Below are 17,091 nucleotides of genomic sequence, written 5' to 3' on the forward strand. Positions count from 1 at the left end.
TACGTTTCCATGGTTAAAATTGTATTTCACAATGATACTTATAAATATTATCAACACCATACATAAACGTCTAAAACTAAGTTTGAATGGAGGTTTTAATATTAAATTAAAAATAATTATACTAATTTCTGCATTAACTTGTATTTTTGTATCTGGGTGTAGTACCCCAGCAGAAGAAAAAGTAAAATCATTAGATGATGCTTATTTTTATATTATTGATAAAAAGGATGATATGAAAATTGATGATGTTAAAAATCTATTAAAAGACTACAAGCTTAATATTGTAGACAATTCAGAAATTCATGATGTAGATGGTGAGAAATCCTATGGATACAGATTTAGGGAGGATAAAAAATATCTTTATATAGATTTTCTTGTTTCAGAGAGCAAAGAAACCATTGATTCCCTTGAGTATCATTTAGATAATGACAAGTTAATTTTAATGTCATCCAAAGAAGAAAATCAATGGGTCTATAGCATTACTCATTCTCAACTTGACGCAACCACTCCTAAAAAAATACTTAAGGAAGTAAATGAACTAGGTCTTTCTATAGAAAAAAAGGAGAACCAATATTCCCTAGAAGATGCTTATTATAAGATTATGAACTCCCTATCTAACAGTGAAGATATGAAAATTAAGGATGTTAAAAAGCTACTGAAAGGTTATAGTCTTGAATCTGATTTAGTTGAGGATGAACCTGAAGATGATTTAAATATGTATTCCTATGAATTTAGTAATGATAATAATGAAAGTATTGTTGTAACCAATACTATACAATATGACAAAGAGTATATTTCAGATATAAACTATTTTATAGGTAGTCTTAAGAATTATCCTTATTTATCAATAAGCTCTCTATCAGGAGATCCTGGGGTTTTTATTGATTATTATACAAATGATAAAACTACTTATGAAAAAGCATATAATCTAATAAATAAATCAAAATAAATGTAAGGGTAAAATGAAAACACAAGGAAGTATAGATATATTTGTTTTTACACAAATATATCTATACTCCCACTATATCAGTAAATTCATCCTTATTCATATCATTGTTATATACAAGCTGCTCTTTTATCATATCTGAAATGGCAATTTCTTTTTTGTCTAGTTTGACTCCTAATAAATTACTCTACAGTAAAGTGTATCCCCCATATATTCCCTGCTGACAGTCAATCATTACTCCAGCTTCTTCTAATACTTTTTATATTTTACAGTTACACATAGATTCTGAGCTAACTCATAAGCTTTTATTTTGTCTTTACTTTGGACACTTTTAAACAATTATTTACTACACTTATTTGCATCATCTCCTTTTATTTCTATTTACCTACTTACTATCATTATAGTAAAATCTTTATTTAAACTATCATTTCATATTTCTAATTATGTTTTTAAAATAATCTCAGCTCTAAAAAAGGCATATCATTTTTGATATGCCTTTTAACAAATAAATAAATTATGGTCTTCATTTACTTAACTTTTATAGATTTAATACTACTATATGAGCTATAAACTTTCTTGCCATTTACTGTTTTATAAGCCCTTATTTTATAATAATATCCTTTTTTACTAGTTAAACCACTATTTGTATAAGAAGTTGTAGAACCACGACTTATAGATTTTACTTTTGAGTAAGTTCCAGATTTACTATTTGATCTGTATATCTCATATCCACTTGCTCCTGATATCTTCTTCCATTTTACAGTAGCTTTTTTAGAACCTTTACTTAAAGTTACGCTAGGCGTAAAAAGCTTTGGCGATGCTGATACTATATCTGAGTAATTGCTATATACTTTTTTCCCATCTACTAATTTGTATGATCTTACTTTATAATAGTATGTTTTTCCAGTTGTTAAGCCTGTATTACTATAACTTAATGTACTTCCACTTGTTACTGTTTTATTTAATGAATATGTTCCAGTTTTGCTTGTTGCTCTATATACTTCATATCCACTTGCTCCTGACACTTTGCTCCATGTAACTTTATTACTATTATATGCTGCTGATGCAGATTTTGCAGTTGTTGATGATAACTTTGGTGATGATGATACTACTTGTGAAAAATCGCCGTATTGTTTTTTGCCATCTACTACTTTATAAGCTCTAACTTTATAGTAATATGTTTTTCCTGTTGTCAGCCCTGTATTACTATAACTTAACATACTTCCACTTGTTACTGTTTTATTTAATGAATATGTTCCAGTTTTGCTTGTTGCTCTATATATCTCATATCCATCAACATTATTAACCATTGACCAAGTTATAATGTTTGAATTATAGCTATTGGATTTAGCTTTTACATTTGATACTACTTCTAATTTTACTATTACCTTTATTTCTTTTCTTACTTTATTTCCATCACTATCTGTTACTTCATATACTACTTTGTATATTCCTACTTTTGTTGTATCTACTGTATTTTCTATTACTTTTATCTTTGATGTTATATCTCCATCTTCTTTGTCACTTGCTGCTACATCTTTTAGTGGATCAAATTTATCTCCTACTTTTAATTTTGCATCACTCGCACTTATTATTGATTTGTCGTTGCTTCTTAGTGTTACCTTTATTTCTTTTCCTACCGTATTTCCATCACCATCTGTTACTTCATATACTACCTTGTATATTCCTACTTTTGTTGTATCTACTGTATTTTCTATTACTTTTATCTTTGATGTTATATCTCCATCTTCTTTGTCACTTGCTGCTACATTTTTTAGTGGATCAAATTTATCTCCGATTTTTAGCTCTAGATCACTTGCCAGCATTACTGGTTTTTCGTCACTTCTTACTGTTACCTTTATTTCTTTTGTAACCGTATTTCCATCACTATCTGTTACTTCATATACTACTTTGTATATTCCTATTTTTGTTGTATCTACTGTATTTTCTATTACTTTTATCTTTGATGTTAGATTTCCATCCAACTTATCTATTGCTACTACATCTTCCATTGGGTCAAATATATTTCCAATTTTTATAACCCTATCTTCGTCGGTAGTTATTATAGGTTTGTCCTTTTCTCTGTCTATTGCAGTTATAAATTTTTCAACACTTGAAATAGTTCCATTTTTATCCTTAGCATCCACGCGTATTTTATATTGACCTTCATTAGAAAAACTAACATTTATATTATTTATATCAGAAAAATCTTGTACTAATTCCTCATTTTCATTATAAATTTTTGTAAATTTGTATTCATATGACCCTCCACTGCCACCATAAGCTGTAGCAACTAAGGTAACCTCCTCATTTAATCCTACTAAATTGCTCGATTGATTACACGTAACTCTAAGTGGTGGTGAAAAATAGAATTGTTTGTTTATTTGAGCAGTATTCCCTATAGAATCTGTGGCTGATACAGTAATATAATATGTTCCATAATTGCTTAATTCCAAATTATGATAAGGAGAATTTGTGCTTATACTTCCTCTATACCCTGGTCCCATGACTGATATTGTGAAAGATTCATTTCCTTGTGCTCCATTTGTATAAATTCTCATACCTACGTTACTATCTGAGAGTCTAGTAAAACTTACATCACTTATTCCATAAATTGTTATTGCCTCTGTACTCATTGTTTTTACAAGTTGATTTTGCATCTCATTATTTTCTAGTGCACAGATATTGATTATATTTGTGCTAGCTAAAACTAATACTAATATGCTAACTAACCACCTTTTAAATTTAATCATTTTTTTTCCCCCTCTATTGTTCGTTTTAAAATTATTCATGTAAATCCTCTTAAATCCATAATTACTATATTATATTAGCATCACTATAATGTCTAAATTTATCTAAACTTGACATATATATATTTTTTTATCTGATGCATTAAACACTACAGATATTTTAATAGTTAACATACCTGCAATTAAACGTAAGCGTAAAAGAGTCACATGCATCATAATTTGCACATTTTTTTATATCAGTATTATAATTAGATTTTCCACATTGGTTTGCATCAATTGCATATATATGATCTATTTATTTACTTCAACGTGCTTTCATCTATCTCTGGTGCACTTGTATCTATCGCGCCTAGCGATCGTATTTATAACACAGTATAAATAATAAAATTATTGCTGTTACCTTTTTATGATGTTTCTCATTACTACTCCCCCTACCCCCAATAATTTCTATAATTCGGAATAAAATCAATATTTTAATAACATGGACTCCCTTCCAAATTATACCATAATATTTTTATTTTAGTATATTTTGAGATAAATAATTGCAATTCTATCTTATTCATTATATACCCGCCATTATGGATTTCCTGGTATATTTTACAATTTTTATATACTAACTTATATCACAATATTTTTGACTCAATATGATTTATTATTGTAAGCGTAAAATGAAAAAACAACTGACATTAATATCAGTTGTTTTCTCATTTTGTTTATTAATTTTCAATATTATAAAAATTATCCAGCAAATGTTAAATAAGTTACTTTGCCCTTTATAGTACGAAAGAAAAATGCTTCTGAGTTCATGTTTTGTCCATTGTCATTAAAATACTCTATTTGTTTATCTCGATTACCAACCCAATCAAGTCCTAGATCTACATTGTCAGAAAGTTTGAAAATTCTCTTTTGGTCTTTTAGATGTTTGATTTGTGAACTTCCTTGTGAATTACAATCAAGGGAACCCCATACAATTAAGTTGTTATTCTCTATTTTTAATTTATATACCCATGCTTCTTTAGGTTTAGATGAAGAATCAATATTGTTTTTGCTAAGAGATAGGGCATTGTATTCTTTTGTTCCGTCTTGTCCAGATTCTTCTAATAATGCCTTTTCTTCACTTTTCTTTACTGATTCATCTAATTGTTTCATAATTTCTTCCTCGGACATATCTTGTTCTTTTTTCACATTTTTGTCTTCAGTAATATTTGTACCTTTAAAGAATACTTGCTTATCAGAACCATCTATTTTAATTTTGTATATTTTATTAAAATTATCATCATTTATTTCATAATAAATCCAACCATCAATAATGTTTATATTTGCTGCATTATCGTGGCATATTAATTGATTATCAGAACCATTAGTTTTTATCTTACACAAACTAGGCTTATCATTGTAATCTCCGTTATAATAAATCCAATCATCAACAATATTGAGATTGCTAATATTACCCTTTAAAAGTAGCTCATTGTCTGTTCCATCAAGACTCATTTTATACAAAGAGTTGTCTTTATATTTTACATAATAAATCCAGTTTCCATCTACAATCATGTAGTCAGCTCGACCAGAAAGAATTTTTTGTTTGTTAGAACCATCAGTTTTCATTTTGAAAATACCATTATTATTTTCCTTATCTTTATCAAAAAAATAAATCCAATCATCTACTATATTTATGGTATAACCTGCAGCTGCATTCCTTGTATCTAATTTTTCTTTACCAGAACCATCTGTTTTCATTTTATACTCACTACCATAATAAATCCAATCTCCAATAACATGTACTCCTCTTAAATCTTGTGAATCAATTTGTTGGTAATTGGAACCATCTGTTTTAACTTTATACAACCCTATACTTGCAAAATAAACCCAATCATCTACAACGTTTATCCAGTATACAGAACTTCCTTTATACCCTTCACATAATTTTTGTTTCTCAGATCCATCTGCCTTACTTTTATATAAACCATCCTTTGCACCAAAATATATCCAATTTCCTTGTGAAACTACTTTTCCTTCATTAGCAAGATTTCCATTGGTATTTCCAAGTGTATTTACTTTTTTATTATCAGTAGTACTTCCTAAGGTACTTAATCTCTTTTCTTGATTTTTTACACTACATCCGGTGCATCCAGTTGCAATAATAGCAACCATTATTAATGATAACAACCATCTCTTATTCTTCATTATTATTTCCCCTCTTATTCTGATTACATTATTTGATTTGTCACGTAAGAATTATTAAAATACATGTAAGTCTCATCAATAGCTTCTAATAAATTCTACAACTAGTATTATAACAATCTCAACAAGTAACATTCTACCTATTCATTTATTTATATATATTTCTATTTTTACAAAATTTAAAGTAAAGCACAAAAATAGCCTGGATGTCCGATGTCCAGGCTATTTCTCACATATATGCAAAAAAATAATAATAATAAATAAATGAATAAAAAAATTTTAATTATGATATTTAAATTATGGACATACTTTTTAGTTTCTATACATATTTTTTATAATTTTTTGCAGCTACTCTGCCCCTTCTACAATACAATTTCTTCCTTGTTCTTTTGCCCTATACAAACAAATATCCACCAGTTTCATATATTCTTCCTTTGTATATTTAGGGTTATACTTTACAACACCAATACTAGCCGTAGTGTACATTGGGTTTTCCTTAGCCTTTTCTTCTAATTTAATACGTATAGTCTCCAGTTGTCTTCTTATCACACCCATATTAGAGTTGATAAAGAGTATGGCAAACTCTTCTCCACCAATACGAAAAAGTGTTCCATTATTATTCAAATTATCATTTACAATTTCTACAGCTAATTTTAATTGTTTGTCACCTGCATCATGTCCATAGGTATCATTAATCAATTTGAAATGATCCAAGTCAAATATACACAAATGCACCGACTTAGCATATGCCATAGCATAATCAAAACATTTTTCAAAATGTAAGCGATTATAAACTTGTGTCAATGTATCTTTTATGGAAAGGTCAAATAAAATTTTATTTGCCTCTTTAAGTTCACAAGTTCTTTCTTCTACAATATTTTCTAAGGTTTTGTTAAACTGTAAAACATCATTATAATATCTTTGGTTATCTAAAATTTTAGTAAATAAATGACCAATAAAAAATGCCATATATAATATTATTAATAAATAGATATTTTCATTTAATTCAAAAGTAAATATATCTAGGCATATTAATATCATCACATATAGTGTTTTCACTATTTGAAAAATTTTATATCCTTTTTTTATTTGATTACTTTTTAGACAAACATAAAACTGCCAAATAACAATAAAAGAAGTATACGCATAAACTGGCAAGATAATAAACTTCCCTAAGTTGCTAAACAATCTAATATTTAAACAAAATAAAATAGCAAGGGCTCCATACATATAAGGTAGGGGTCTAGTGAATTTTTTTGGCACTTTGTCTTCTTTGTCAAATATTTCATGAGATAGAAAACATCCCACAATTCCACCTATCATCAATACACAAATCTTCAAACACATTATAGTACTTTCTGTAATATAAAAATCTGGATAAATAAATCTTAGAAAAATAAAAAACTCTTTCATATCAAATAGTAAACGAAGCATTATTGTAAAATCAAACAGTGTAATAAGAGAAATAAGCTTATGATTTGGCACCAAAAACATAAACATACATCCACTTACTATTAAAACTAACATTAGACCTAAGGTAAACATGATGTAACTTGTTGTCATTTTAGTAATTAGCTTAGCATTGGCTTGTGTTGTCACAATAATCTCTTTGTTAAAAAACTTGTTTTCACCATTTTCATTATTTATAGATAACAAAAGTTCATGATTACCTGGTTTTATTAAACTATTATCTAATTTATAAATAAAATTATCCCTATACAACTTGCTTAAACCACTATATTCTTCACTTATTTTTTTTAAAGGTTTTTTGTCTAATAATACATTGGCTGCAAAAGGATAATTAGGAATAAATAAAACAAGGTTGTCCATCATTTTATCTGTTTTTATAATAAGTCTATATGTGGCCTTATCTTTAGTAGTAAAAATTTCATTTGATGTAAATTCCTCAAAAACTTCCTCCTTTTTATCTAAAGATGACACATTCTTTTCATCTATATATATTCCAGGATATACACCCCATTTTCCATTTAATTTCAAAGTATCTATATTCTTAAAATCAGTTTTTGATAAATCCAACACTCCTTTTTTTATGTTTACCTTAGTATCACTTTGCCAAATACTTATACAAATAGTAGAAATAATTACAAATGCTAAAGTCACTACCATTAAAATTCCAACTGAAAATATCCTTAATAATAATGTCAAGTATTTTTTACCTTTTTCCCCCATTGTGCCTCCTATATGTACTAAGTTTCAATATGTATGTTTCCAATTTTATACATTTTTCGACTTTATGTCAATTATAATAAACTTCACATTTGTCTATGTAATTTCCTTAAAAGTAAAAAAGACTTGGACTTTCCATTACAAAGTCCAAGTCTTTTAATTACTTTCAATTATCACTATTTATTTTTCATCAAAGATCCTACACAGCCTTTTTCTTATCTTCCAATCTACTTTTGTTAGATTTATTATAAGACTTTTGTGACATAAATCTAATAACAAGTCCCATAGCTATAAGGATTAATGGTCCACCATAAGTTTTCACTATTAGTAAAATTGCTTCCGTTCCACTAGATCCAACTACATAGTCAAGTCCTGCCCCCAAGAATCCTGTACAAGATAATACTAAAGCTATTCCTGACATAGTGTATGCAAGTACATCTGATTTAAAGAATTTAAAATCAATGTTTTTGTTATTTTTTCTAAATGACATATATGCAAACATCAGGATTATATATGGTATAACAACTGTTAAAGCTGATAAGTCTGTTAACAATTTGAAGAATGCATCTATAGACTTTAGGCCAAACAGTGGTATGGCTATTAGTACTATTAATATTGCACATTGAACCCATAGGGCGTTTACTAATGTTCCATCTTCTCTTTTCTTAACTAAGAATTCTGGGAATGTTCCTTTTGGAACTTCTCCAAACATTGCTCTTATTGGAGATTCCATCCATATTATATAAGCTGCTATTGATGTTACTAAGAATATTGCTGCATATATTTGAGCTACTATTTTTCCGTTTATTCCAAAGTTGTTTGCTACTATACTGTAAACCACATAACCTGCGTCTTTTATGCCTGCACTTTCCAAAACATCTGGCGATGCTATTAACTGTATAGCCACAGAACCAAGTATATATGATAATGCTATAAGTATAGTTGCTATAACCATTGCTTTTGGAAATGTCTTTTTAGGATTTTCTGTTTGTTTTATATATGTTCCTGCAACTTCTGAACCTGATACTGCAAATAGTAACCAAGAAAAAGTTGAGAAATAACTTACATTAAATTTTGGAACAACACTCTCCACACTAAACTCAGTTGCAGAAGGTGTCCCGTTAAAATACCCAACTACAGCCATTACTACAAATATTACTGTTGCTGCTAGAGTAAATTTCCCTCCAAAATCAGCCAACTTAGAGAATTTGCTAACTCCTATTGTTGCTATATATGTCATGGCTATACATATAAATATTGATAGTATTGGTAACAAGTAAGCATTGGAATCAGTAAATACATTTCTTCCAAGTAAAGCCCAAGATGCTGCTACAGGTATTCTAGAAAATACCATTTGTAGATAGAAAAGTATCCCTATAAAATAAGACCATGTACTTATGAAGGCCCATTTTTCACCTATTGCTTGTTCTACCCAAGTATAAATTCCCCCATCTTTGTCTTTGTTAAAAGAAGCCATTTCAGCTATAACTCCACAAAGTGGTAAAAAATATAGTACAGATACTATCACCCATGAAGGTATAGCAGTTGCCCCTAAATATACTGCATTACTTGCTATATTAGTAAAATTAAAAGTAGGAACAAATATAAGCATTACTAATGCCCATAGTTTAATTTTTTTATTTTCTCCCATGATGTCTCTCCTCTACATTAAATATTTCCCATATAAAAAATTTGCTTGGCTTGAATGACGTATTAGTGAAACACTTCATATGGCCAAGGAGATGTATTTTCTATTCTCTGTCAACAACCTTGTCATAGTTTGCAAGTTGGTTATTACATATTATTTATAAACTCATAGCACTCAACTTCCACACATGTAAAAAAGCCTTGAGCTTTACACTCAAGGCTACGTAAATACAAAAATACACTAATATGAATATAGTATATTTAGGTATATATTATCCCTTAAATGATAGCTCACCACAAAATAATTTGTGACAGTGATACAGATATTCTCTGCATCCCCAGCCGTACAACCTTTCAGCTTCAATTATACAACTTCGGCGATACTTCCTTTCTTAGTAAATCCTCCTGCTTTTACTCATTACTAGTACTATTAATTACCGCACCTCTATCTTTTTTATACTTCATTTAAATTTATGTTATGATTATACATTTTTAAAGTAAATTTGTAAATAGATTTTTAGTTATTTAATTATTTTTAACAAATAGCCTTGCTTTTACAAGTCACATATATAAACAAGACAATTTTTTGATATAATAAATTTGTATACAGTATGAAAGAGGTGGACAACATTAAAAATTTAATAAGACATGCAAAAGAAAGCAAAATTACATTTAACAATTTTGTAAAATGGTTTGTTCTATCAATAATCTCAGGAATATCTGTTGGAGTTGTAATATCATTTTTTTTAAAAAGCTTAGAATATGCAACAACAACTAGAGAAAATCATCCCTGGTTATTATATTTATTACCCCTAGGAGGAGCCTTAGTAAGTTTTCTATATTTTAAATACGGAAAAGATTCTGCAAAGGGTAACAACCTTATAATAGAACAAATAAACAACTGTGAGGGTTACATTCCAAGTAGAATGGCACCACTTGTATTGTTTGGAACATTTATAACACACTTATTTGGTGGATCAGCAGGGCGGGAAGGAACAGGAGTTCAAATTGGTGCTAGTATCTCTGCAACCCTGGGAAGAATACTAAAATTAAAAGATATAGACTACAATATCCTTATAATAAGTGGTGTAAGTAGTGGTTTTGGTGTAGTATTTGGAACTCCAATAGCTGGTACAGTATTTGGTTTAGAAGTTCACTCCGTAGGAAAAATGAGATATGAGGCTATTATCCCTTGTTTAATTTCTAGTTACATAGGTACATATATATCTGAACTTTTTAATATACACCATACAAATTACCATATGGCAAATGTAGGTTTTGATAATATTGTTTTTATAAAAATTATAATATGTTCCATATTATTTGGACTTACAAGCAAATTATTTGCAGAACTTACACATTATCTAAAAAGAGTGTTTGCAAATAAATTTCCAAATACTTCACTGAAAAGTTTTGTTGGAGGATTAGTTATTATAGTAGCAATTATTATAATAGGAAATAGACAGTATTTAGGTCTTAGTTTAGATTTACTTAATAATGCTTTTCAATCACCAGTTTTTTATGGTGCATTTATTATAAAGCTTGTGCTTACAGCTATTACTCTTGGATCTGGTTTCCAAGGTGGAGAAGTTACACCATTATTTGTAATAGGAGCAACCTTAGGAAATGCTCTTAGCTCTATTGTGAATTTGCCAATTTCTTTTATGGCAGGTGTTGGTATGATAGGAGTATTTGCAGGAGCTACAAGAACGCCTATAGCATCATTTATAATGGGTGTTGAGTTATTTGGAGGAATAGATATTAGATATTTATTTGTAGCATGTGCTATTAGTTATGTATTTTCTGGAAGAAGCACCATATACACAGCTCAGAGAAACGAACTAATAGAAGATTAAATTCTATACAGTAAAAAATAGTCATAAGACATTGTTATATTGAAATAAGAAAGGCAATAACCAGTGTATGATACACCAGTTATTGCCTTTTTATAATCCTTCAACTTCAAGCTATTGAAGTTGCTATATTTAAATAATTATTATGTATTCTTATCTATAATACCTTTCGTTGAACTTTTCACATCTATTTATAGTAACTGTGGCAAGACTTTGGTACATAAAAAGTTTATCCTTACTTAAACCTTTTTCTTTTGCCCTTTTTTCCTCTACCCACCTATTTTGGTCTTTTTTCAACTTTTTAAATGAATTTTTATCCAAATTAGTTTTTAAATCTTTATATAAATTATTTAACATTTCATCGCTTAGCTCATAAACTGCTTTTGCACTTTCAACATCCTTCATATTATAAGATCTTAGAATCTTTATTAACTCTCCTTGGTATTTATAAATACCATTTTCTTTAGCTGCCAAATCTTTTGCCTTATCAGCTTTATTTTTATAATCACTTTTAATATTTTTAACTGTTTTGCTTTCTTCTTTAGGCTGATCTTTTGCTGCTTCCTTTTTTTCTTTTTTTTCTATTTTTTCTTTCTTCTCTTTTTTTTCTTTCTTTTCTTCTTTTTCTGCTTTGCTAGGGTTTTGCTTAAAGTCTTCACACTTTTTCTTTAAATCTTTTGCTGCACTTTTTATTATGTCACTTTTACTATCTATTTGTTCTATAGATGCGCAAAGCTGTATTGCAATATCATAGTGCTTTTTTTGTTTAGAATCAATTGCTTCTATTAAATTATTTGTTTGATTATAAAGTGCATATGCTTCTGCTTCATTACTTTTTTCATCCTTTGCTAAACTAAACAATTCTTTCGCTTTATCATACTCTTCATTAGCCGCTGCTATTATTCCATCACCTAAATGTTTATCATAGGATGAAGTATCCTCTTTTTTGCTGCATCCTACAACAAATAAACATAATATAGTTAATACCATTATTATTATTTTTTTCATCTACTCAATCCCTTCTTGCTTTACAAATATTTCTATTATACATATTAATTATATTAAATATTTTGTTGAATATCTATACATTTTTTGGAATTAATATATTGTTTACAATAATCAAATACTAAAATTCAAAGGGGGTAACATTTTTGTGTACCCCTTTGTAACCATTGCTATTACTAACTTGTACTCCATGTTCATTCCATAGTTTATTAGCAGCGTAAATTCAGATATAATTCCTAACATGTAAAAAAGTCTAAGAGAAAATTAAATCTCTCAGACTTCTTTATTGTATAGTATTTAAAATGTTTATAAGGCGTCATCCATCCTGTCATATTCCTGACCTTTTCTATGTGGTATTAAGCTTCCTATAATACCTCCTATAAATGCAGGAATAATCCAGTTAAATCCTAAACTACTAAGTGGTAATTTATCTATAAATGCAATTTCAAAGCCCATGCTATTTGCTACTGTAAGAATACTTACAAGTAGTGCCACATATGTTGCTCCTTTAAATGCATTGTCATTATTAATTTTATGCCCAAATAAAGTCATTATTACTAAAACTATTGTTGCAGGGTAAATAACTGATAATATTGGTGCTGAGAATTGTATTATAGTACTTACACCAAAGTTAGATACTACTGCACTAAATATACATACAACAATAACTACAGTTTCATATTTTAGCGCACCTTTAGTTATTTTAGTAAAGTATTGGGCTGTTGCTGATACAAGTCCTATAGATGTTGTTAAACATGCTAGTCCAACGATCACTGCTAGAACTACTTTTCCTGGTTTGCCTAATAGTTGCTCTGTTATACTAACTATTAGAGAAGTCTGGTTTATGTCTGCTGGGTTAACTCCTGCAAATTGATGGGCAACAGTTGAACCTAAATATGTTAGACCTCCATATACTATAACTAAAGCTACTGCTGCTACAAATCCAGCTTGCAGTGTTAATTTTATCTTTTGTGATTCTTCAGTATATCCCTTTTGACCAAGAGATATAATTACAACTGCAGATAATGCTATTGCTCCCAGTGGGTCCATTGTTTGATATCCCTGAGATATTCCTTCTGCAAATATATTGCTTATTACTGGTGCTTCGTTTAAATCACCCAGTGGTGATACTACACCCATTACTATTAAAAATATTAATGCTATTAACAAAGCTGGCGTTAAATATTGTCCTATGATGTCTACAACTTTAGATGGTTTGATTGTAAGTACAAGTGTTAATCCAAAGAATATTACGGAGAATACAATTGGGTTGAATCCACTAAAAATTGGTTGTATTCCCATTTCAAATGTTGTTGCACCTGTTCTAGGTATTGCTAAAAGTGGTCCTAAGCAAATCATTATTGCTGTTGCCAGAATAAGTGATAGCGTTTTCCCAGCTCTTCCCAGTACTGCGTTTATATCTCCTTGGCACTTAGCTGCTGCCAATATTGCAAGTAATGCTAATCCAACGTCTGCAATAATAAAACCTGTAAATCCAGTCATCCATCCACTACCACTTACTACTCCAAGGTATGGTGGAAAGATTAAATTACCTGCTCCAAAAAACATTGCAAATAGTGCAAATCCAACTACGATGATGTCTTTGTTCTGCCTTTTCATGTTAAAGCCCCCTTAAAAAATTCATTTGTGTTTATTTAATTAAAAAAAATTATACTGTTATTTGTTTGAAACGTCTATAATTTCTGAATTTTTTAACATATTCTTATCATTAGGAGTGATTTTTAACATTAATTTAACCATTATTATAAAATACATAATAACAGTTCCTACCAATGAAGGGTGCATTTTTATTAAAGCGCCCCTTCAAAGCATTCATATTACTTATTTCTACATACCGACCACTATTTTTGTAGAAATTTCATCCAAGTTTTTGTTTACAACGTCGTGTAAGTACATTTCTCCACCTAGTTTTTCATTAAGTTCTATCATTTCTTTACATCTTTCATGAACATCATGTAAACTACATTCTTTTTTACTACTCATTACAATATGTACAACACAATCTGGAAACTTTGCTCTCATTTCCTTTATAAATTCAATTCTTTCTTCACTATATAATTCCATATCTTCATAGAAGTAAATAATTTTTTTACCACAAGCTTTGAAAACACTTTTTATGTCCTTTTCATCAAAGCCTATCATGGTTTTTTCTTCATCTTCTAAATTTCCTAAAAAATATTGCAGAGTTTTTTCAGCAGTATCAAAATTTCCCTCACCCATACAACATAGTCTGTAATCCTTTTCTAGGTAAGAAAATTTTTCCCCTATTCTTATCTCTTTTAACATATTTTTAATCTCCTTATAATTTATAGTGCCAATTTAATTATATCACTTCTGAAAAATGCTGCAAATTTTTGTATAAATCATAGCTTAATATAAATTTATTTTATATTGTAGTTGTCTATACTATCTAGCCATACATCATAGTTTGATCCACTAAACAGCATATCTAAGTTTTCTTTTACAAATAACTCTTTTATAAGGTTCTTTTTTCCCTCGTTGTTATATGTTCTTATGTTAATTAGCATATAAGATTTTCCTCTATTTAGGCCACCATAATGAACGGAAATCCATAAGTCCTGTAGGTCTATACCATTGTTAGTAAGGTACTCTATAATAGTGCGTCTATAAATATTTAAAAACTCTAGTTCTTTTTCATTGTGTGTTTCTGGCACTAACTCAAATCCAAAAGATTTATTTTTATTAGTTGAATTTACATTGTCTTCAACTCTGTCTTTCATGTTTTGTGATTGGGGATTTTCTACATACTTTGTGCCAAAAGAGAATATACCAAACAAAGCAACTACAATTATAATACCAATTATTATTTCTTTGCTCATTTTATTATCCTCCTCTAATCAAAACTTATGATTTTCTCTTTAATTTTGCTGTATTTATTTATTTTGCTAGATTTATAAACAATTATTCTCCCAAAATATTTTATACAATGTTTTAAAATTTAAAATGAGCAAACTAAAAGGAGCTATTGCCAATCCCCATTTGCAATAACTCCTTTCACTTGCCGTTCATGTACTTCCCCTTGGTTCAACTTGACCCCTAAATTTCAAAAGTTTTAGCTAAAAATGAATCTGACTTCTAATCCCCATAGATCATTAATAATTCATCAATAGCCTGTTATAATCCCCATAATTAGTTACTCCTAGTACTTTAAATATATTATTGCACAAATATTAGAAACCCCCATAACTAATATGTACATTATTAATATATTTTTTAGATAACTTATTAGTAACTATACAAAAATAATAATCAATTTTTTGTAGTATTTCCATATTTTTGTACCCAGAAACAATATTTTGCACCCAGATACCATTTTATGGTAAAATTTATATGAAGTTTTCTAATTATTATGGGGGTAATATGAGAATAGCTATTATAGACGATTTAACAAAAGATAGAACTGATGTGAAAAACATAGTAAAGGAGTTCTTTTCAGCCAGGTTTACAAAACTAGATAATATAGATTTGAAAATTCATGAGTTTGAAAGTGGGGAAGATTTCTTATCAGTTTTTAAACCAAATTATTATGACATTATAATTTTAGACATTTATATGAAAAACATTACAGGAATGGAAACTGCCAGAAGGATTTTCAACGTTGATAAATCTTGTAATATAATTTTTTTGACTACAAGTAGTGATCATGTACTTGATAGTTTCGAAGTTAAAGCAGTGTTCTACATTATAAAACCTATTACACTTAACAAGGATAAACTATTTACTGCTCTTGATTATTGTTTGGAAAATTTAAAATTGGACACATCTTCTTTAGACATAATCATTAATAAAAAAACAGTAAATTTACTTTTTTCTAATATTATGTTTGTAGATTGTGAGCGCAGAATTAGTAAGTTTCATATGATAAACACTACTCTTGTTTCTCACAAAAGTTTAAATAATTACTCAGAGATCTTGCTTAGTGATAAAAGATTTATTGAATGTTTTAGGGGTATAGTTGTAAACATGGATTATATAGATAGGATAGAAAATGATGATTTTGTGTTAACAAATGGAGAAATCCTTCCTATTAGTAAACGTAGAAAATCTACTATTAAAGATATTTATTTTGAATATTTTTTAAAGAAAAGAGGCGTCTAGCATATGGATACTATTATTGTTTCTATATCATTTTTTTTAGGACAAATTCCAGGTATTATCATAAGATATTTGCCTTTTCACAAAGACCTTAATATAAATAGAAGGTATTTACTATTTGCTACATATTTAGCATTTTTTGTTTTAGAAGTTATTATACTTTATCTATTGATTAATAAATATAATGTAAGTATTTTCACTTTTAAAAGGGTTGTTACTTGGCTACCTTTTATGTTTATATTAATTAATTGTGTAATAATTAATTCAAAATTTTTTTATCATATGTTTATTACATGTGTGCAATTAATTTATACATTATCTTTATATACTATAATAACCTTTATACAATCATACTTTTTGCCAAGTAAAACAGTTTACTACGAAT

Annotated in this window: 11 protein-coding genes and 1 riboswitch; of the genes, 3 read left to right on the forward strand and 8 right to left on the reverse strand. The window is 28.6% G+C overall.

The features are described from left to right. Positions 1–31 precede the first annotated feature (31 nt). Positions 32–949: a hypothetical protein gene (locus JW646_RS01890; RefSeq protein ID WP_228416374.1), complete on the forward strand. Its 918-nt coding sequence runs from the start codon at positions 32–34 to the stop codon at positions 947–949. A gap of 524 nt (positions 950–1,473) precedes the next feature. Here JW646_RS01890 and JW646_RS01895 read toward each other — a convergent pair. The 4 genes from JW646_RS01895 to JW646_RS01910 all read right to left on the reverse strand — a co-directional run bounded on the left by JW646_RS01895 (position 1,474) and on the right by JW646_RS01910 (position 9,715). Next, positions 1,474–3,699 (reverse strand): immunoglobulin-like domain-containing protein, encoded by a 2,226-nt coding sequence (locus JW646_RS01895; protein ID WP_228416375.1) that lies wholly within the window; start codon positions 3,697–3,699, stop codon positions 1,474–1,476. 735 nt (positions 3,700–4,434) lie between these two features. Continuing rightward, positions 4,435–5,880: a DUF5050 domain-containing protein gene (locus tag JW646_RS01900; RefSeq protein ID WP_228416376.1), complete on the reverse strand. Its 1,446-nt coding sequence runs from the start codon at positions 5,878–5,880 to the stop codon at positions 4,435–4,437. Positions 5,881–6,225: 345 nt separating this feature from the next. Next, entirely contained in the window at positions 6,226–8,067 is a 1,842-nt protein-coding gene (locus JW646_RS01905) for a GGDEF domain-containing protein (RefSeq protein ID WP_228416377.1), read from the reverse strand. 196 nt (positions 8,068–8,263) lie between these two features. Further along, positions 8,264–9,715 carry an amino acid permease gene (locus JW646_RS01910; RefSeq protein WP_228416378.1) on the reverse strand — a complete coding sequence of 484 codons (1,452 nt, stop codon included), beginning with the start codon at positions 9,713–9,715 and terminating at the stop codon, positions 8,264–8,266. Between the two features lie 275 nt (positions 9,716–9,990). Beyond that, a riboswitch (Lysine riboswitch) is annotated at positions 9,991–10,167 on the reverse strand. Between the two features lie 155 nt (positions 10,168–10,322). Here JW646_RS01910 and JW646_RS01915 point away from each other — a divergent pair. Then, positions 10,323–11,567 (forward strand): voltage-gated chloride channel family protein, encoded by a 1,245-nt coding sequence (locus tag JW646_RS01915; RefSeq protein ID WP_148557434.1) that lies wholly within the window; start codon positions 10,323–10,325, stop codon positions 11,565–11,567. A 150-nt stretch (positions 11,568–11,717) separates the two neighbouring features. Here the strand turns inward: JW646_RS01915 and JW646_RS01920 are convergent, their stop codons facing one another. The 4 genes from JW646_RS01920 to JW646_RS01935 form a co-directional block, all read right to left on the reverse strand. Further along, on the reverse strand, positions 11,718–12,572 hold the full coding sequence (locus JW646_RS01920; protein ID WP_228416379.1) for a lysozyme inhibitor LprI family protein: 855 nt from the start codon (positions 12,570–12,572) through the stop codon (positions 11,718–11,720). Positions 12,573–12,875: 303 nt separating this feature from the next. Next, positions 12,876–14,189 carry a branched-chain amino acid transport system II carrier protein gene (brnQ, locus tag JW646_RS01925; protein ID WP_228416380.1) on the reverse strand — a complete coding sequence of 438 codons (1,314 nt, stop codon included), beginning with the start codon at positions 14,187–14,189 and terminating at the stop codon, positions 12,876–12,878. 228 nt (positions 14,190–14,417) lie between these two features. Beyond that, a complete protein-coding gene (locus tag JW646_RS01930) occupies positions 14,418–14,876 on the reverse strand; it encodes a hypothetical protein (RefSeq protein WP_148557431.1) in 459 nt (152 codons plus the stop codon). Between the two features lie 95 nt (positions 14,877–14,971). After that, positions 14,972–15,430: a hypothetical protein gene (locus tag JW646_RS01935; protein WP_228416381.1), complete on the reverse strand. Its 459-nt coding sequence runs from the start codon at positions 15,428–15,430 to the stop codon at positions 14,972–14,974. 541 nt (positions 15,431–15,971) lie between these two features. On the opposite strand from JW646_RS01935, the gene JW646_RS01940 reads away from it, so the two are divergent. Next, complete coding sequence (locus JW646_RS01940; protein ID WP_228416382.1) at positions 15,972–16,709, forward strand: LytR/AlgR family response regulator transcription factor; 738 nt, start codon at positions 15,972–15,974, stop codon at positions 16,707–16,709. Positions 16,710–17,091: the final 382 nt, after the last annotated feature.

The organism is Terrisporobacter hibernicus (genome assembly GCF_020809405.1).
GTDB classification, from domain to species: domain Bacteria; phylum Bacillota; class Clostridia; order Peptostreptococcales; family Peptostreptococcaceae; genus Terrisporobacter; species Terrisporobacter petrolearius.

Coding starts and splice junctions, on each gene's coding strand:
- JW646_RS01930 (WP_148557431.1), bottom strand. CDS start 14,876: ATGTTAAAAGAGATAAGAATAGGGGAAAAATTTTCTTACCTAGAAAAG.
- JW646_RS01915 (WP_148557434.1), top strand. CDS start 10,323: ATGAAAGAGGTGGACAACATTAAAAATTTAATAAGACATGCAAAAGAA.
- JW646_RS01900 (WP_228416376.1), bottom strand. CDS start 5,880: ATGAAGAATAAGAGATGGTTGTTATCATTAATAATGGTTGCTATTATT.
- JW646_RS01905 (WP_228416377.1), bottom strand. CDS start 8,067: ATGGGGGAAAAAGGTAAAAAATACTTGACATTATTATTAAGGATATTT.
- JW646_RS01895 (WP_228416375.1), bottom strand. CDS start 3,699: ATGATTAAATTTAAAAGGTGGTTAGTTAGCATATTAGTATTAGTTTTA.
- JW646_RS01910 (WP_228416378.1), bottom strand. CDS start 9,715: ATGGGAGAAAATAAAAAAATTAAACTATGGGCATTAGTAATGCTTATA.
- JW646_RS01940 (WP_228416382.1), top strand. CDS start 15,972: ATGAGAATAGCTATTATAGACGATTTAACAAAAGATAGAACTGATGTG.
- brnQ (WP_228416380.1), bottom strand. CDS start 14,189: ATGAAAAGGCAGAACAAAGACATCATCGTAGTTGGATTTGCACTATTT.
- JW646_RS01890 (WP_228416374.1), top strand. CDS start 32: ATGATACTTATAAATATTATCAACACCATACATAAACGTCTAAAACTA.
- JW646_RS01920 (WP_228416379.1), bottom strand. CDS start 12,572: ATGAAAAAAATAATAATAATGGTATTAACTATATTATGTTTATTTGTT.
- JW646_RS01935 (WP_228416381.1), bottom strand. CDS start 15,430: ATGAGCAAAGAAATAATAATTGGTATTATAATTGTAGTTGCTTTGTTT.